The sequence below is a fragment of the Synechococcus sp. A15-127 genome (assembly GCF_014280215.1).
Lineage (GTDB): Bacteria > Cyanobacteriota > Cyanobacteriia > PCC-6307 > Cyanobiaceae > Parasynechococcus.
In genome coordinates, this window is sequence record NZ_CP047948.1 from 2378150 (window position 1) to 2394935 (window position 16786).

Consider the following 16786-nt stretch of genomic DNA (forward strand, 5'->3'; position numbering starts at 1 on the left):
ACTCCCCCCCGCTTCGGCGGGGGTTTTTTGCTGGCCCCTCGTCGCCTAGGCGGCTCCGAGACCGACGAAGTAACGGGCGATGAACAGCAGGCTGAAGCCTGTGAGAAATGCCAGGCCGAACCAGCAGAAGCCCCGGGTCAGCCGCCCATAACGGTGCTCAAGCGGAACCAAGGGGCTGTTGATCGTGTCCATCGCCATCCAGGCAAAAAGAGGAGCCGTCAGGAAACTGCCGGTCATCGCCCCGAACACAAAATCCTTCACCCCGATCCCGCCGCTCTTGGCCACCACCAACGCCAGGACAGCGGCCAGGAAATGCACGATCACCCAGATATCGAAGCGACGCTGCATCGGCCCCGGTGCCGAATCACCACTGTCGTGATGACGCAGCAAGCCCTGGATCGCCGCAATGCTGCGGGGGTAGGCATCCAGGCAGGTGAGGGTGGTGCTGAACATGGCGGAGAAGGCCGCCGGAATGATCACCCAGGCCGCCCATCCGCCCATGGCCGCGGTGTAGAGCTTGATCAGCTTCTGGGCGAAGGACACACCACTGCCGGCCAGCATTCCGTCACCGCTGCCGTACATCGTGTAGGCACCCAGGATCACGAAGAACATCGCCGTCACCACGGTCACGCCATAGCCGAGGTTGAAATCAAACTCGGCCTCCTTCGGCGTTGCGGTGTGGTCGGTGTCGCGGGCACGGGAGAACATCCACAACGACAGCCATACGCACATCTCCACGGGTCCGGGCATCCAGCCCATCAGCGGAATCAGAAAGGCCAGGTTGGCCATGGTCCAGGGGCTGGGATCGGTGCTCACCCAGCTGGACGCCACATCTCCAACGGGGCCTCGGATCAGAAGCGAAGCCGCCGCCACACCGGTCAGCAGCGTCAAGAGCAGCACCAGCAGTTTGGAGAGACGATCCAGAGCCCGGTAATGCCCCAGGAGCAGCACCAGCCCACTCACCGCCAGAACAGCAATGGACAGTGCGAACGGGTCCTGATCCGACAAACCGGGAACATTGGTCAGCAGGAGGCCCGCCACAAAGCTGACGGCCGCGATGGTGAAGGTCCCCGTCACCAGACTCACCACCAAGTACAGGGGGAGGTACAGGGGATTGCGTTTCTGGAAGCCCTCAAGCAACGACAGTCCAGTGGCCGCGGTGAAGCGGGTTCCCACCCTCAGAAAGGGGTACTTGACCAGGTTGGTCAGCAGGATCAGAGCCACCAAAGCAAACCCGAAACGGGCCCCAGCCGTGGTGGACGACATCAGATGAGATCCACCGATGCAGGCACCGGCTAGCAGGATCCCGGGCCCAATGCTCTGCCTCAGCGTCGAGGACGCCATAAGAAAAAGTTGTAGTTGCTACCAGTCTCTGCCTCTGGGCTTCCGGGAATCTCCGTAAAGTTCACTTCCGTCACGGTCGGTTTCATGGTCGTTGCTCCCGCTGCTCCGAAGCTGTCGCTGCAGTGCGAAGCCATTGCCGCCGACACCACCACAATCCGTTCCCTCGACTGGGAGCGCAGCCGCTTCGACATCGAATTCGGCCTGCGCAACGGCACCACCTACAACGCCTTTCTGGTGCGGGGAGAACGCACCGCCCTGATCGACACCAGCCATGCCAAATTCCGCGAAAGCTGGATCCCCCTGCTCAAGGAGCAGATCGATCCAACCGCGATCGATGTGTTGATCGTCAGCCACACCGAACCCGACCACTCCGGTTTGATCGGTGACCTGATCGATCTCAATCCCGAGATCGAAATCGTGGGCTCGAAGGTGGCGCTGCAGTTCCTGAAGGACCAAGTGCACCGACCGTTCAAATCCCGTGCCGTGAAATCCGGAGAGGAACTCGATCTCGGCACCAATCCCGACAGCGGCATCCAGCACCGCTTCGAGTTCCTCAGTGCGCCAAACCTGCACTGGCCGGACACGATTTTTTCCTTCGACCACGGCACAGGCATCCTCTACACCTGTGACGCCTTCGGACTGCACTATTGCTCCGACGACGTGTTCGACCGTGACCCTGGCGCGATCGCTCCCGATTTCCGCTTCTACTACGACTGCCTGATGGGGCCCAATGCCCGCAGCGTGCTGCAGGCCCTGAAACGCATGGACAACCTGCCGGAGATCAAAACGATCGCCGTTGGTCATGGTCCGCTTCTGCACCACCACCTCAGTCACTGGGTGGGCGACTACCGCGATTGGAGCAGCCAACGCAGCAAGGGCGAAAGTTACGCCGCGGTTTGCTATCTCAGCCAATACGGGTTCTCCGATCGGATCAGCCAGGCGATCGCCCATGGAGTGGGCAAAGCCGATGCCCAGGTGCAGCTGGTCGACCTTCGCGCCACGGACCCTCAGGAACTGACCGCCCTGATCGGTGACGCCAAGGCTGTGGTGGTTCCCACCTGGCCGGCAGAGCCGGATGCCGACCTGCAGACCTCGATCGGCACTCTGCTGGCAGCGCTTCATACCAAGCAACTGGTGGGGGTCTACGACGCGTTCGGTGGCAACGACGAACCCATCGATGCCGTAGCCGACCAGCTGCGCAGTCAGGGACAGAAACCAGCCTTCGCGCCGCTGCGCATCCGTCAGCTGCCTCAGGGAAGCGACTACCAGCGCTGCGAAGAGGCGGGGACCGACCTCGGCCAGCTTCTGACCAAAGACAAGGCCATCGCTGCGATGAAGAGCCTCGACGGCGACCTCGACAAGGCCCTCGGTCGCATCAGCGGTGGGCTCTACGTGGTGACCGCCAGTCAAGGAGACGGCGAGTCGCAACGCCGCGGCGCCATGGTGGCGAGCTGGGTGAGTCAGGCCAGCTTCACGCCTCCAGGACTGACCGTTGCGGTGGCGAAGGATCGGGCAATCGAGGCCTTGATGCAGGTTGGCGATCGCTTCGTGCTCAACGTGCTGCGCCAGGACAACCACCAGCCATTGCTCAGACATTTCTTGAAGCGCTTCCCTCCCGGAGCTGATCGATTCGCCGGTGTGCACGTGCTCGACGGTGTCGCGGATGGCGGCCCAGTTCTGGGAGACGCGCTGGCCTATCTCGGCTGCCGGGTTGAGCAGCGCATGGAAGGCCCCGACCACTGGGTGATCTACGCCGTGGTGGAGCAGGGCAATGTGGCGGATACCGACGCCAGCACTGCCGTGCACCACCGAAAAGTTGGCAATCACTACTGATGAGCGCAACCGCAACTCGGCAGACCATCCAGCTGCCGATTGACCCCGGCGTGATCGGGCTGCGCGGACTGAGTCCTGAACGCAGCCGCTTCGAGCTGGAATACGCCCTGGAACGGGGCAGCACCGCCAACAGTGTGTTGTTTGAGGCCGGTGATGGGGCCCCTGCCGTGCTGGTGCATCCCCCAGGTGTGGCCTACAGCGAAGCCTTTTTGCCGGTGCTTGCGGAGGCCCTGCCCAGCAGCGACACAGCGCTGCTGGTGGTCGTGGGGCACGTCAACCCCAACCGCGTTGCCCTTCTGCGCGATCTGGCGGAGGCCTATTCCGACTTGGAACTGATCGTCTCCAACCCGGGCGCCAAGCTGATCGAAGAGCTGTGGAGCCAACGCAAGCCGGCCCCTCCCGGAGAAACGAGCGAGCAACCACCACTGCCAGACCTGCCGCCCCTGCGGGTCATCCGTCAGGAGCAATCGCTTCCCCTCAGCCATCAGCGCAGCTTGATGCTGCTGCCGGCGCCAACCCCCCGCTGGCCAGGCGGAATGCTGGCGTTCGAGGAAAGCCTGGGCCTGCTGATGAGCGACAAGTTTTTCAGTGCCCACCTCTGCACCGAAAGCTGGGCCGAAAGCAACCGCAGCAGCACCGAAGAGGAGCGCCGTCATTTTTATGACTGCCTGATGGCACCGATGGCCCGCCAGGTGGATGCCCTTGTGGAACGGCTGGAAGAGCTGGAGATCCGCACCATTGCCCCCGGCCACGGTCCGGCGATCGAGGGCAGCTGGCGAAGCCTGCTGAGTGACTACCGCCGCTGGGGAGAGCGCCATCAACAGGCCAGCCTGACCGTTGTGCTCTTGTTCGCGAGCGCCTACGGCAACACAGCCGCCATCGCCGATGCCCTGGCACAGGGTGTGAGCCGCACCGGCATCCGCATCAACAGCCTCAACTGTGAATTCACCCCCGCGGATGAGTTGGTGAGGGCCATTCAGCAGGCTGATGCCATCCTGATCGGCTCGCCCACGCTCGGGGGACATGCTCCGACACCGATCGTGTCGGCTCTCGGCACCCTGCTGGCGGAAGGAGATCGAAGCAAACCGGTTGGTGTGTTCGGCAGCTTCGGCTGGAGCGGAGAAGCCGTTGATCTGCTGGAGAACAAACTGCGCGATGGGGGCTTCAGCTTCGGTTTCGAGCCGATCCGGGTGAAGTTCAGCCCCGATGCTGCTCGGGTGAAGCAGCTGGAGGAAACAGGCACCCGCTTCGGCCGTCAACTGCTGAAAACGCAGAAGCGTGCCCAGCGCCGCAGCGCCGGCGGGCTGAGCGAAAGTCGCAGCGACCCCGCTGTCGTGGCCTTGGGGAGGGTCATTGGCTCCCTGTGCGTGCTCACCACCCGCAAGGGGGATCTGAGCGGCGCCATGGTCGCCAGCTGGGTCAGTCAGGCCAGCTTCACACCCCCTGGAATCACGGTGGCTGTCGCCAAGGATCGTGCGGTGGAAACACTGCTGCACAAGGGCGATCGCTTCGCTCTCAATGTGCTGGCGGAAGGACGCGAAAACGGACTGATGAAACAGTTTCTCCAACCCTTCGAACCTGGCGCCGATCGTTTCAAGGGACTGGAACTTGAAGACAGCCCTGCCGAACAACCGCTTCTTCCAGATGCGCTGGCATGGCTGGAAGGCAGCGTGAAGCAGCGCATGGAATGCGGAGACCACTGGCTGATTTATGCCGAGGTGAACCATGGAGGGCTGTTCGACGCCGAGGGCAGCACGGCGGTGCACCAGCGACGCAGCGGAGCCAACTACTGAGCAGCCAGGCAACCCGCTAACTCATACCGACTACGAGTTAGCTGTAGAGTATGGATCATTTGATCGTCGGCAATGGATCTTTCGAAGCCCTCCACCCAGGCCAACCTTGAAGCGGCCTTTGGGGGAGAAAGCATGGCCAATCGCAAGTACCTGTTCTTTGCGGATGTGGCCAAACAACTGGGCCACCAAGACCTGGCCAAGTTGTTTCGTGACACGGCGGCCCAGGAAACAGAGCATGCCTTTGCGCACTTCCGCCTCCTGCATCCGGACTTGGTGGTAGGCAACCCCGACCGGCTCAGCGACGAGGAGAAGCAAGCGATGCTGAAGCGATGCCTGGAACTGGCGATTGAAGGCGAAACCTACGAGTACACAACGATGTATCCGGAGTTCGCCGCCCAGGCGCGTCAGGACCGGGACAGCGGAGCCGAGGCGGAATTCGCCGAGCAAAGCAGCGAATCCCAGGAGCATGCCGACACCTTCCGAACCGCCGCCAAGAACTTCGGTCTGCTGACCCCGATCGAGCAGCATCACGCCGAAACCTATGGCGTCGCCCTGGAGGCCCTGCAAGGCAAAGGAACGGCAGGCCAGGCCGACCAACCCATCCCGGGCAAATGGATCTGCAAGGTCTGCTCGGTGATCTATGACCCCGCCGAGGGAGATCCGGATTCCGGCATCGTCGCAGGCACCCCATTCGAGGCGATTCCCGACGACTGGCAGTGCCCGATCTGTGGAGCACGCAAAGCCAGCTTCGTGCCTTACCGCGAAGCTGAATTGAAAGCAGCCTGACGATCGCCCCGGCGTAGTGGCCATCTCCAGCAGGTTCCTAAAACACCTTGGTCAATGCTCTGGGTATGAAAAACACAGCACGCACGGATCTGCTGGTGATCTCCGCCAGCAATGGGGAAAACCTGAAACTGGCTGAGCGATTTGCCCAGCAGGCCCGAGCCCTTGGTCAGACCGCTGAGGTGCTCGACTTAACGGAGATCGATCTGCCGCTGTTCACCCCCCGCTCCCAGGCCCAGGGAATGCCGCGAGCGGTGGAACCGGTTCAGCAGCAGCTGATGACAGCCACACGCTGGGTGATCTGCGCTCCGGAATACAACGGCTCGATCCCACCATCACTCTCCAATGCCATCGCCTGGCTGTCGGTGACCGGGGAGGACTTCCGAGCGCTTTTCAATGGCCGGCCCATCGCCATGGCCACCTTCTCCGGAGGTGGCGGCATGGAACTGCTCCTGTCCTTACGCATCCAGCTCACCCACCTCGGCGCTCAGGTGGTTGGACGTCAACTGCTGAGCAACAACGCCAGACCCGCCAAGGACGACACCATCAACGACCTGCTGCAGCGGCTGCTGCAGATGAGCCCACTGCTGCTCTGAATCAGAACAGCCTTTTGTTGATCCCACCTCGGAACCACCATGCAACCGGTTGAGACCACACAAGCTCCAACCGTCATCTTCCGACCGGCAGCTGAGCGCTTCCACAGCCGATTGGACTGGCTCGACTCCTGGCACAGTTTTTCGTTCGCCGACCATGTCGACCCCGACTGGATGGGTTTCGGCCCCCTCCGGGTGATCAATGACGACACCATCGCGGCAGGCAGAGGCTTCGGCATGCACCCGCATCGGGACATGGAGATCATCACGGTGATGGTGGACGGTGAACTCAGCCACAAGGACTCCATGGGGCATAGCGCCGTGATCCATGCCGGAGAGGTGCAGAGGATGTCGGCCGGCACCGGCATCACCCACAGCGAGATGAACAGCAGCACGGAATCCTGCCGGCTTCTTCAGATCTGGATCGAACCGGAGGAGCGTGGCATTCCCACCGCCTACGAGCAGAAATCCTTCCCGATCGGTGCCCAATGGACACCGCTGATCTCTCCTCAGAGCAACAACGGTGCCATGCGGATTGCCCGAAGCGTGCATCTCTGGCGTGCCAGACCGGCACAGACGAGCCAACTGACGCTCCCCTCGACCGGCGGGCCGCTGCTCTGGCTTCAGGTCATCAGTGGCACGGTGAATCTCAACGGCAGCGACGCTGTTCCGGAGCGTTTGCAGCAAGGCGATGGGCTGGGCTTCCACCGAATGGATGTTGTCATCGATGATCTGAGCGCCGCCGATGCGGAGGCTGACATCCTGCTGTTCGCTCTGCCATGACACACCAGATCTGGATGGCGTTGGCTTGATCACGTTGTATCCAAAATATCTGAAAACTGCCACTTGAATCACATCAATTGCGCCGCAAGGCCTTCGAGTGACAGGTTTTATCCGAGATGCCTGAAGATTCTTCAGACCAGGCACCGTGATCCCAAAAAGATTCCGTTAGTGACGAGCACACCAGATGTTGTGGCCTCAAATGACGGAGACACATACCGATGATCCCCTGAGCGATGGGATTCCTGATGAGCCAACAGGCCGTGGTTCGCTATCGCGGCTTTCTCTTGCTGCCTCAGACCAACCAGAGCTGGCTGGTGAGACCGGAACGCAGTCCAATGCTTCTGCTCCCGTTTCGGACAGCGTCCTGCTCTCTGGCCGATGTGAAAGCACTGCTGGACTGGCGACTGTCAGAACAGACGTCGAAGATTAACGCTGCCTAAACCCTGTTCAGGCAGCGGCTGGCGGTGTTCAGGCAGCGGCTGGCGGTGGCGTTGGATCACCGATGGGCTGCAACGGGATCACCAGAGTGGCCCAGTGATCAGGCCGCTCCGCCCGCACACGGCGAGAGCGACGCACGCCGAAGGGAACCCTCACGACATTCGTTCCTTCGATCGGAAGGGTGTGGCCCCGCTGCAGAGCGGATTCCAGACCCTCGGGCAATGCGGGCAGGACCGGTTCAACTCGGTCCGATGATTGATCGCTTTTGAAGATGGTCTTCCGATCCATGGTGTCCCCCGACAGACGAATCAGTTGTCGAATAGTTTGCAGCTGGTTGATGGTGGTCCTAATCGAACCAAATCAAGTTTTCGGTTTTCAGTGAAAATTTACACGCCTGAGCGAGGCAACACCAGATAATCCGGCGTTTCAGGCTGCAGCGGGTTGCACAGCCAGGTCCTCCACCGACGGGCAGGTGCAGATGAGATTCCGATCACCGAAGGCGTTGTCGATGCGTCCGACCGCAGGCCACAGCTTGTTCATCGGCTGATCAGCCAAAGGGAAAGCGGCGGTGGAGCGGCTGTAGGGACGATCCCAGACATCAGCTGTGACCACGGCCATGGTGTGGGGAGCCCGCTTCAGGGGATTGTTCACCGGATCCATCCGACCGGATTCGATGTCACGCACCTCCTCACGGATCGCGATCAACGCGTCAGCGAAGCGGTCCAGTTCGGCAAGACTCTCGCTCTCGGTGGGTTCCACCATCACGGTGCCCGCCACCGGCCAGCTCACCGTCGGCGCATGAAAGCCGTAGTCCATCAAGCGCTTGGCGATGTCATCGACATCAACACCCGCATCCCGCTTGAGCGGTCGCAGGTCGAGAATGCATTCGTGAGCGACGCAGCCGGTGGTCCCCCGGAACAACACCGGGTAGTGGGGGTCCAGCCGATGAGCGAGATAGTTCGCTGACAGCAGAGCGACCGCACTGGCCTGGCGCAGAGCCTCCGCCCCCATCATGCGCAGGTACATCCAACTGATCGGCAGGATGCTGGCGCTTCCGAGAGGGGCGGCTGACACCGGCCCGATCGCGGTGGGCTGGTCTGACTGGAGAGGGTGACCGGGCAGGAACGGGGCCAGATGCTCCGCAACTCCGATGGGGCCGACACCCGGACCACCACCGCCATGGGGAATGCAGAAGGTCTTGTGCAGATTGAGGTGGCAGACGTCAGCCCCGAAAGCTCCCGGCCGACAGAGACCGACCTGGGCATTGAGATTGGCTCCATCGAGGTAGACCTGCCCGCCGTGGCGATGCACCACCGAACAGATCTGACGGATCCCTGGCTCGAAGACACCGTGCGTGGAGGGGTAGGTCACCATCAGAGCGGCGAGACGGTCGCTGAACTCCTCAGCCCGGGCCGCCAGATCATCCAGATCGACGTTCCCCTCGTCATCGCAGGCCACAGGCACCACCTTCAGGCCCGCCATCACGGCGCTGGCGGGGTTGGTGCCATGGGCACTGGTGGGGATCAGACAGATGTCCCGATGGCTGTCCCCCCGCGAGTGATGCCAGGCCCGGATCACCAGCAAGCCGGCGTACTCCCCCTGCGAGCCGGCGTTGGGCTGAAGGGAGACCGCTGAGAAGCCTGTGAGAGCAGCAAGCCAGCGCTCCAGATCATCCGCCATGTGGCGGTAGCCACGGGCCTGATCCTCAGGGGCGAAGGGATGCAGCGACGCGAAGGCAGGCCAGCTCACCGGCAGCAGCTCGGCGGCGGCATTGAGCTTCATCGTGCAGCTGCCCAACGGGATCATGCCGTGCACGAGGGAAAGATCGCGGCTCACCAGGCGCTGGATGTACCGCAGCAACTCGGTTTCACTGCGATGGCAATGGAACACCGCTTGCGTCAGCCAGGGCTCCTCGCGACCGGGCACGCCGTCGAGGGAACCGGAGACAACTTCAGTGATCGGAGGCGTCTGTCGCTGAGCAGCAGCAGCCAAGAGCAGCACCAGCCGCTTCAGTTCCGACTCGTTGCTGAGTTCATCCAAGGTGATGCCAAAGCCTTCCGCCTGATCAGGCGCAGCCCCCTCAGGCACCACCCGCAGGTTGATCTCCGCCTCGGCTGCGGCCCGGTGCACGGCAGGGGCATCGCTGCAACGGATCACCACGGTGTCGAACCGCTCTCCAGGAGCAACCGGGTAACCCAGTGCCACCAGAGCAGCCTCCAGTCGACGTCGCAGGCGCACGATCCGCTGTGCGATGGCGGTCAATCCGTCCGGCCCATGGTGAACCGCATAGAAGGAGGCCATCACCGCCAGCAGCACCTGCGCCGTGCAGATGTTGCTGGTGGCCTTGTCGCGTCGGATGTGCTGCTCACGGGTCTGAAGAGCCAGGCGCAGAGCGGGCTGGCCTTGGGCATCCCTCGACTGGCCCACCAGTCGGCCGGGAATCTGGCGCTTGTAGGCATCCCTGGTGGCGAAGAAAGCGGCGTGAGGTCCGCCGAAACCCATCGGCACGCCGAAGCGCTGGGCGCTGCCGACGGCAATGTCAGCACCGAAGGAGGCCACCGGCGCGATCAGGGTCTGAGCCAGGGGATCGATGGCCACGGTCACCAGAGCCCCGGCCTCATGAGCCCGCTCGATCAGAGCAGTGGGGTCCCAAACCTGGCCCTCCTTGCCGGGCAGCTGCAGCAGAACGCCGAATACCGTGGCATCGAGCACGAAATCGCCGGGATCCAACCGCTCCAGCTCGATGTTCAAAGGCTCGGCGCGGGTCTGCAGCACGGCCCAGGTCTGTGGCAGGACGGCGGCATCCACCAGGAAGCGACGGGCCTCAGCACGGCGACAGACGGCATAACTCAGTCCCATCGCCTCAGCAGCTGCCGTGGCCTCGTCCAGAAGAGACGCATTGGCGATCGACAGACCGGTCAGCTCGCTGATCAGGGTCTGGAAGTTGAGAAGCGCTTCCAGGCGACCCTGAGCAATCTCAGCCTGATAGGGCGTGTAAGCGGTGTACCAGGCGGGATTTTCAAAGACGTGACGCTGGATCAGTGCCGGCGTTGCTGTGCCGTGGTAACCCAGGCCGATCAGGGAGCGGCGAACCGTGTTGTCGGCAACGATGCGGCGCAGATCTTCAAGGGCCTCCGATTCGCTGCAGCCCTCCGGCATGGCCTCCGAAGGAGGGTGCTCATCGAGGATGTCCGGTGGCACGACATCGGCGATGAAGGCCGCCATGTCGCTGTAGCCGAGGGTCTTCAGCATGGACCGCTGCTCGGCGTTGCCCGGGCCGAGATGCCGCTCGAGGAAGGGGGAGACCAAGGTGAGCGGCAGCGAAAATCCCGCCGATCGTAAAGAAGGGAGACCGGCGGCCGATGTCAGCTGGCGTTCACCTTGGCGCTGTAGGCCGCCGCATCAAGCAGGGACTCCATTTGGGATGCGTTGCCGGGCCGTATCACCAGCAGCCAGCCTTCCCCGTGTGGATCGTTCTGAAGTTCCTCGGGACTCGCGAGCACAGCCTCGTTGCGTTGCACCACCTCGCCGTCGATCGGGGCGTACATGTCCTCCACGGCCTTGACGGATTCCACCGAACCGAAGCTGTCGCCTTTGCTGAGACTGGCGCCGACATCAGGAAGATCAACGAAGACGATGTCCCCCAGCTGATCCACTGCGAAAGCGCTGATGCCGACTCGCACCAGCTCGCCGTCGGCATTCGCGTATTCGTGGCTTTCGGCGAAGCGGAAGGATTCGGGAAACGCAAACGCCATCGTCTGGCGGATCAGCAGCTCGCACCAGTCTGCGGGAGATCGCGCAGCTCCGCAGCATCAAGAGCCGCCAGTGCCTCCTGTAGCGCGAGGCTGAGATGGGCCCGGTGGGTTCCGCCCTGCACGAAGAGATTGAACGGTTCCCGCAACGGAGCATCCGCGGAGAACTCGCTGGTCGAACCATCGATGAAGGTTCCGCCCGCCATCACCAGATCGCTGGCGTAACCAGGCATCGAAGCGGGCACAGGATCCAGGTAGGAACCGACCGGAGACATGCTCTGAAATGCACGGCACACCACCTTGAGTGCCTCCGGTGAACCGAGGCGAACCGCCTGGATCAGATCACTGCGGAACGCTCCCGGCGCAGGCTGAACGGCACACCCGAGCCGTTGAAACACCCCCGCCACCAGATCCGCTCCGATCAGGGCCTCCGCGACCATCTGCGGCGCCAGGAACAATCCCTGAAGCACAAGACGCTGGAGATCAAATCCGGTTCCACCCTCCCGGCCGATTCCCGGAGCCGTGAGACGGCAGCAGGCCTGCTCCACCAGATCAGACCGACCGGCCACGTAGCCCCCGGCCGGAGCGATGGTGCCACCGAGATTCTTGATCAGGGAACCGGCGATCAGATCCGCTCCGACATGCGGTGGTTCCTGTTCTTCCACCAATTCGCCATAGCAGTTGTCAACGAAGCAGATGCAATCGGGCTGAGACGCGTGGATGCGTTCGCAGCAGCGTCCGATCTCCGCAACGGAAATCGACGGGCGCCAGCTGTAGCCGCAGCTGCGCTGAATCAGCACCATCCGGGTCGGGACCTCCAGCGCCTGATCCAGTGCAGCTGTGTTGATCCCACCGTCCTGTGTCAGCTCCAGTTCGTCGTAGCGGACACCGAATTCAGCCAGGGATCCCTGCCCCTGCTCCCGCAGACCGATCACCTCCTCCAGGGTGTCGTAGGGCCGGCCTGTGATCGACAGCAGACGATCCCCGGGGCGAAGCACACCGAACAGTGCCGCAGCGATCGCATGGGTACCGCTGACGAACTGAAGCCGCACGGCCGCAGCCTCAGCGCCGAGCACGCGCGCAAAGACCCGATCCACCACATCGCGTCCCTGGTCCCCGTGTCCATATCCGGTCAGAGAGGCGAAATGCTGCGTGCCGACACGCTCCTCGGCCATCGCGGCCAACACCCGCTGAAGTCGCGATTCAACCGCTGCCGTGCGTAGTGCCGCTGACGATGCTTGCGACAGGGCCACATCCGCGACAAGAGAACGGGCCCGCGCCCGCATCGAGGCTGTCACTTCACCAGTCTTCACCGTGTCACTCCCGGCTCCAGGCCTGCTGCGTGCCTCCATGCTGCGTCTCTCCCGTAGGGGTTTCACCACTGGTTGCAGCGTCAATTCCTTTAGATTTCCGTCAATACAGGCAAAAACCACTCACCGTGTTTGCGCACGAGCGGTTCTGCCAAACCCTGGAGTTTCCTGTTGGTATCCACCCAAACAGCTGACACCCGCGAGCTTCGGCAGCGGGCGGCGGTGATGGCCCCCCGCGGTCCATTGCCGGCGAGGCAGCGACGCATCAAGTGGGGAACCACCAGCTTCATGCTGGTGATGCATGTCCTTGCAACGGTCGCCCTGCTGCCACGGTTCTGGAGCTGGCAGGGCTTTGTGGCCTTTGGGGTTCTGTATTGGATGACCGTGCTGGGGGTCACGCTCGGACTGCATCGCCTAGTCGCCCACCGCAGCCTCGTCGTCCCGGTGTGGGTTGAACGCATGCTGGTGCTCATGGGAACCCTGGCCTGCCAGAGCGGTCCCATCGAATGGGTGGGACTGCATCGCCACCACCACCGTTTCTCCGATCAGGTCTCCGATCATCACGATGCCGGTCGCGGACTCTGGTGGAGCCACAGCGAGTGGATGCTGCACGAGATTCCCGCTCTGAAAGAGCTGGACCGATACGCAGGTGATCTCCAGTGCGATCCCTTCTATCGCTGGTTGGACCGCTGGTTCCTGCTGCTTCAGATTCCTCTCGGACTCAGCCTTTACTGGATCGGCGAAGCGGCTCAGATCCACGGTGGTGGACTTGGACTGGTTCTCTGGGCGATTCCACTGCGCCTCGTGGTGGTGTATCACGTCACCTGGCTGGTGAATTCCGCCACCCATGCCTTCGGGTACAGGAATTTCGACTGTCCGGATCTTTCCAGGAACTGCTGGTGGGTGGCATTGCTCTCGTTCGGCGAGGGCTGGCACAACAACCACCATGCCCATCCCGCCAGCGCCCGGCATGGTCTGCGCTGGTTTGAATTCGACCTCACCTGGCAGCACATCCGGTTGCTGAAACGCTTCGGCCTCGCCAGCCGGGTTCGCACCGCCCGATATGTGGGTAGCGCCTCCTGAATCCAATCCCGATCGGCCACGTCGTAACGTGATCGATCGCACCGAAACCGTCGTCAGTCCCGGTCCCATGCCCAAGCGTGTTCAAGTCGTCCTGAACGAGGACGTCCTCAGTCTCGGAAAGGACGGGGATCTGGTGGAAGTCGCTCCCGGTTACGCACGGAACTTCCTCTTGCCTTTCGGCAAGGCCGTTCCTCTCACTCCCGCGGTGATGAAGCAGGTAGAGCATCGCCGTGCCAAGGAAGCCGAGCGCCAGGCCGCTCTCAAGCAGCAGGCCCTTGACTTCCAAACCGCCTTAAACACCATCGGCCGCTTTACGGTCAAGAAGCAGACCGGTGAAGACAACGTCCTGTTCGGAACCGTGACCAACGGTGACGTGGCCGAAGCCATCGAAGACGCCACCAAGAAGGAGATCGATCGCCGCGACATCGTGGTTCCGGAGATTCATCGCACGGGCAAATACACCGTGACCGTGAAGCTGCACACCGAGGTCACAGCTGAGATCAATCTCGAGGTGGTCAGCTATTGACCCCTGGCCAAACGGCGCAGCCGGGCCAGAGTGTGAGACCTGATTGCGTCGACCGGCCGCCATGGTGAGTGTTCCCCTTGGTGATCAAGGCGAGTCAGCCGAAGGGGGACGCCGCGGTTTCGCCCGTGGGCGTCGGGATCAAGAGCCCAGCTTCGAGGCCCTGCCCGATTCCGTTCCGCCCCAGAACCTCGAGGCGGAGGAAGCGGTTCTGGGAGGCATCCTGCTGGACCCTGACGCCATCGGTCGTGTCGCCGATGTTCTGCAACCGGAGGCGTTCTATTTGAATGCCCACCGCGAAATCTTTCGAACCGCCCTGATGCTGCACGGTCAGGGCAAACCCACAGACCTGACGGCGATGACCGCCTGGCTGGCGGACACCGGTTCCCTGGAGAAGGTGGGTGGCAACGGCCGTCTGATCGAACTGGTGGAGCGGGTGAGCTCCACGGCCTCGATCGAGCAGGTGGCGCGACTGGTGATGGACAAATTTCTCCGCCGTCAGCTGATCCGCTCCGGCAACGAGGTCATCAAGCTGGGCTTCGATCAGAGCCTGCCCATGGATCAGGTGCTGGATCAGGCGGAGCAGACGATCTTTGCCATCAGCCAGGAAAAGCCCTCGAAGGGACTCACTCCCACCGCCGAAATCCTCACCCAGACGTTTGAAGAGATTGAAAGTCGCTCTCTGGGCACCTCGGTAGCCGGGATCCCGGTGAACTTCTACGACCTGGATGCCATGACCCAGGGTCTCCAGAGGAGTGATCTGATCATCGTGGCCGGTCGTCCAGCCATGGGTAAAACCTCGATCGTGCTCAACCTGGCCAAGAACGTGGCCCAGCTGCACGACCTACCGGTCTGCGTGTTCTCTCTGGAGATGAGCAAGGAGCAGCTCACCTACAGGCTGCTGTCGATGGAGGTGGGCATTGAAGCTGGCCGGTTGCGTACAGGCCGGCTGCAGCAGGAGGAATGGCCACTGTTGGGGCAGGGCATCAACAGCCTCGGCCAGCTGCCGATCTACATCGATGACAAACCCAACTCCGGCGTGCTGGAAATGCGTTCCCTCTGCCGGAGGCTGATGGCGGAACAAGGCAAAGAGCTGGGGTTGGTGGTGATCGACTACCTGCAGCTGATGGAAGGCTCCAGCCCAGACAACAGGGTGCAGGAAATCTCACGGATCACCCGCGCCCTGAAAGGTATGGCCCGGGAACTGAACGTGCCGGTGATCGCCCTCTCCCAGCTGAGCCGTGGCGTGGAATCGCGCACCAACAAACGGCCGATGCTGAGCGACCTGCGGGAATCGGGCTCAATCGAACAGGATGCCGATCTGGTGCTGATGATCTACCGCGACGAGTACTACAACCCGGAAACCCCGGATCGAGGCATCACCGAAGTGATCGTGACCAAGCACCGGAACGGACCGGTGGGCACGGTGAAGCTGCTGTTCGAGCCCCAGTTCACCCGCTTCCGCAACCTGGCGGCGTGAGAATCCGGTGACCTTCCGGTTGTTGAGTCCTCCGGAAGGGAAGCCACCAGCTGAGAATTGCGGAGCGTTCTGGTGGGCCCCTAGCGGTGAAGGTTTTGGACGCCCGTTTTCAGAGCTGCGCCGATCTCCAAAGCCTGTCTCAGCCTGTCTCTCCAAACCTGAGCGCACTCCAACTCAGCGAAGGCCCTCTGGAGGGACGTCTGCGGATCATCAGTTGCGGTTTCTTCCGTCTCAACCAGTTGGAGATCAACCAGACGCTGTTCCTCAGCGGCACCCGACGCCCAAGGCCCTGCACGATCGCCATTCCGCTGAGTGACCCACCAGCGACTGATCCCATCCGGGCCCAGGGGGTCTGCATGCCCTGGCCCGGAATGATGGGTTACAACGACCAGCTGCACGATTTCGATCTGCGTTTGCCGGCAGGCACCAGCCTGGCCACGGTGACCATCTCCCGAGATCACCTGCTGGAGCGACACAGCCAGCACGGGGCAGGACAGCTGACCTTGGATCGCTGGAGAGACACCAATCAGCTGGAACTGCATGAACCTCTGCGCTCGGAACTGCGAGCCCGGTTGAGACACCTGATTGAGCAACACGATCAGGCCACCGATCCGAGAGAGGTGGACGAGCTGATCGGATGCCTGCTAGGCGCTTTCGAGGATGTCGAGGTGGATTCCATGACGTTCGGTCAAAGAGAAGCTCGCCATGAAGCGGCCATCGAGCTGCTGCACTGGTTTTCGTGTCATTCCGACCAGAACCTCACCATGGATGAGCTCAGTGCGGTCCTGTATCAGTCGCGCACCTCCCTGTTCAAGGGCTGTCAGGAGCATTTCGGTCAAACCCCCCAGAATCTTCAGCGATCGATCCGCCTCGATCTGGTGCGGCAGCTGCTGCTGGACCCCAACCGCTGTGATGGCATCCACCTGCAAGGAGTTGGAGCGATCGCGGCTCATCTGGGATTCACCAGTCGCAGCCACTTCGCTCGCCGCTACAGAAAGCAGTACGGGGAGCTGCCTCAGGAGACGCTGCAGCGAAGCAAGGCCCCCGGCGGATCAGATCCGCTTCCGTAGC

Annotated in this window: 15 protein-coding genes; 10 read left to right on the top strand and 5 right to left on the bottom strand. The window is 62.3% G+C overall.

The genetic code is table 11. The features are described 5' to 3' along the window. Nucleotides 1-45: 45 nt before the first annotated feature. A complete protein-coding gene (locus SynA15127_RS12670; RefSeq protein WP_186484394.1) occupies nucleotides 46-1344 on the bottom strand; it encodes an NRAMP family divalent metal transporter in 1299 nt (432 codons plus the stop codon). 84 nt (nucleotides 1345-1428) lie between these two features. Between SynA15127_RS12670 and SynA15127_RS12675 the strand changes: the two genes are divergently transcribed. The 6 genes from SynA15127_RS12675 to SynA15127_RS12700 all read left to right on the top strand — a co-directional run bounded on the left by SynA15127_RS12675 (nucleotide 1429) and on the right by SynA15127_RS12700 (nucleotide 7569). Further along, nucleotides 1429-3177: a diflavin flavoprotein gene (locus SynA15127_RS12675; RefSeq protein WP_186484395.1), complete on the top strand. Its 1749-nt coding sequence runs from the start codon at nucleotides 1429-1431 to the stop codon at nucleotides 3175-3177. Further along, a complete protein-coding gene (locus tag SynA15127_RS12680; protein ID WP_186484396.1) occupies nucleotides 3177-4970 on the top strand; it encodes a diflavin flavoprotein in 1794 nt (597 codons plus the stop codon). Before SynA15127_RS12675 ends, SynA15127_RS12680 begins: the two co-directional genes overlap by 1 nt. 72 nt (nucleotides 4971-5042) lie before the next feature. Continuing rightward, complete coding sequence (locus SynA15127_RS13640; protein ID WP_186484397.1) at nucleotides 5043-5756, top strand: rubrerythrin family protein; 714 nt, start codon at nucleotides 5043-5045, stop codon at nucleotides 5754-5756. A 65-nt stretch (nucleotides 5757-5821) separates the two neighbouring features. Next, the gene (locus tag SynA15127_RS12690) at nucleotides 5822-6349 is read left to right on the top strand and encodes an NADPH-dependent FMN reductase (protein WP_186484398.1); all 528 of its coding nucleotides are present in this window, start codon (nucleotides 5822-5824) and stop codon (nucleotides 6347-6349) included. A gap of 39 nt (nucleotides 6350-6388) precedes the next feature. Continuing rightward, the gene (locus SynA15127_RS12695) at nucleotides 6389-7129 is read left to right on the top strand and encodes a pirin-like bicupin family protein (RefSeq protein WP_186484399.1); all 741 of its coding nucleotides are present in this window, start codon (nucleotides 6389-6391) and stop codon (nucleotides 7127-7129) included. 233 nt (nucleotides 7130-7362) lie between these two features. After that, nucleotides 7363-7569, top strand: a complete 207-nt coding sequence (locus tag SynA15127_RS12700; RefSeq protein ID WP_186484400.1) for a hypothetical protein — start codon at nucleotides 7363-7365, stop codon at nucleotides 7567-7569. Nucleotides 7570-7597: 28 nt separating this feature from the next. Here the strand turns inward: SynA15127_RS12700 and SynA15127_RS12705 are convergent, their stop codons facing one another. The 4 genes from SynA15127_RS12705 to SynA15127_RS12720 form a co-directional block, all read right to left on the bottom strand. Next, nucleotides 7598-7855, bottom strand: a complete 258-nt coding sequence (locus tag SynA15127_RS12705; protein ID WP_043693568.1) for a hypothetical protein — start codon at nucleotides 7853-7855, stop codon at nucleotides 7598-7600. A gap of 138 nt (nucleotides 7856-7993) precedes the next feature. After that, entirely contained in the window at nucleotides 7994-10876 is a 2883-nt protein-coding gene (gcvP, locus tag SynA15127_RS12710) for an aminomethyl-transferring glycine dehydrogenase (RefSeq protein WP_186484401.1), read from the bottom strand. Between the two features lie 56 nt (nucleotides 10877-10932). Then, entirely contained in the window at nucleotides 10933-11322 is a 390-nt protein-coding gene (gcvH, locus tag SynA15127_RS12715) for a glycine cleavage system protein GcvH (RefSeq protein ID WP_186484402.1), read from the bottom strand. 11 nt (nucleotides 11323-11333) lie between these two features. Beyond that, nucleotides 11334-12605 carry a methionine gamma-lyase family protein gene (locus tag SynA15127_RS12720; RefSeq protein ID WP_186485740.1) on the bottom strand — a complete coding sequence of 424 codons (1272 nt, stop codon included), beginning with the start codon at nucleotides 12603-12605 and terminating at the stop codon, nucleotides 11334-11336. A gap of 249 nt (nucleotides 12606-12854) precedes the next feature. Here SynA15127_RS12720 and SynA15127_RS12725 point away from each other — a divergent pair, with 249 nt between their 5' ends. From SynA15127_RS12725 to SynA15127_RS12740, 4 genes are all read left to right on the top strand, one after another. Further along, a complete protein-coding gene (locus SynA15127_RS12725) occupies nucleotides 12855-13712 on the top strand; it encodes an acyl-CoA desaturase (RefSeq protein ID WP_370594051.1) in 858 nt (285 codons plus the stop codon). Nucleotides 13713-13779: 67 nt separating this feature from the next. After that, a complete protein-coding gene (gene rplI, locus SynA15127_RS12730) occupies nucleotides 13780-14238 on the top strand; it encodes a 50S ribosomal protein L9 (protein WP_186485741.1) in 459 nt (152 codons plus the stop codon). Nucleotides 14239-14299: 61 nt separating this feature from the next. Further along, nucleotides 14300-15715 (top strand): replicative DNA helicase, encoded by a 1416-nt coding sequence (gene dnaB / locus SynA15127_RS12735; RefSeq protein ID WP_043693578.1) that lies wholly within the window; start codon nucleotides 14300-14302, stop codon nucleotides 15713-15715. Nucleotides 15716-15801: 86 nt separating this feature from the next. Further along, nucleotides 15802-16785 (top strand): helix-turn-helix transcriptional regulator, encoded by a 984-nt coding sequence (locus SynA15127_RS12740; protein ID WP_186484404.1) that lies wholly within the window; start codon nucleotides 15802-15804, stop codon nucleotides 16783-16785. Nucleotide 16786 lies beyond the last annotated feature (1 nt).

What these genes read in the sequence shown, in the direction of transcription:
- SynA15127_RS12670 (WP_186484394.1), bottom strand. Translation starts at nt 1,344, where the DNA reads ATGGCGTCCTCGACGCTGAGGCAGAGCATTGGGCCCGGGATCCTGCTA.
- gcvH (WP_186484402.1), bottom strand. Translation starts at nt 11,322, where the DNA reads ATGGCGTTTGCGTTTCCCGAATCCTTCCGCTTCGCCGAAAGCCACGAA.
- SynA15127_RS12695 (WP_186484399.1), top strand. Translation starts at nt 6,389, where the DNA reads ATGCAACCGGTTGAGACCACACAAGCTCCAACCGTCATCTTCCGACCG.
- dnaB (WP_043693578.1), top strand. Translation starts at nt 14,300, where the DNA reads ATGGTGAGTGTTCCCCTTGGTGATCAAGGCGAGTCAGCCGAAGGGGGA.
- SynA15127_RS12690 (WP_186484398.1), top strand. Translation starts at nt 5,822, where the DNA reads ATGAAAAACACAGCACGCACGGATCTGCTGGTGATCTCCGCCAGCAAT.
- SynA15127_RS12705 (WP_043693568.1), bottom strand. Translation starts at nt 7,855, where the DNA reads ATGGATCGGAAGACCATCTTCAAAAGCGATCAATCATCGGACCGAGTT.
- rplI (WP_186485741.1), top strand. Translation starts at nt 13,780, where the DNA reads ATGCCCAAGCGTGTTCAAGTCGTCCTGAACGAGGACGTCCTCAGTCTC.
- SynA15127_RS13640 (WP_186484397.1), top strand. Translation starts at nt 5,043, where the DNA reads ATGGATCTTTCGAAGCCCTCCACCCAGGCCAACCTTGAAGCGGCCTTT.
- SynA15127_RS12700 (WP_186484400.1), top strand. Translation starts at nt 7,363, where the DNA reads ATGGGATTCCTGATGAGCCAACAGGCCGTGGTTCGCTATCGCGGCTTT.
- SynA15127_RS12675 (WP_186484395.1), top strand. Translation starts at nt 1,429, where the DNA reads ATGGTCGTTGCTCCCGCTGCTCCGAAGCTGTCGCTGCAGTGCGAAGCC.
- SynA15127_RS12725 (WP_370594051.1), top strand. Translation starts at nt 12,855, where the DNA reads ATGGCCCCCCGCGGTCCATTGCCGGCGAGGCAGCGACGCATCAAGTGG.
- SynA15127_RS12720 (WP_186485740.1), bottom strand. Translation starts at nt 12,605, where the DNA reads ATGCGGGCGCGGGCCCGTTCTCTTGTCGCGGATGTGGCCCTGTCGCAA.
- SynA15127_RS12680 (WP_186484396.1), top strand. Translation starts at nt 3,177, where the DNA reads ATGAGCGCAACCGCAACTCGGCAGACCATCCAGCTGCCGATTGACCCC.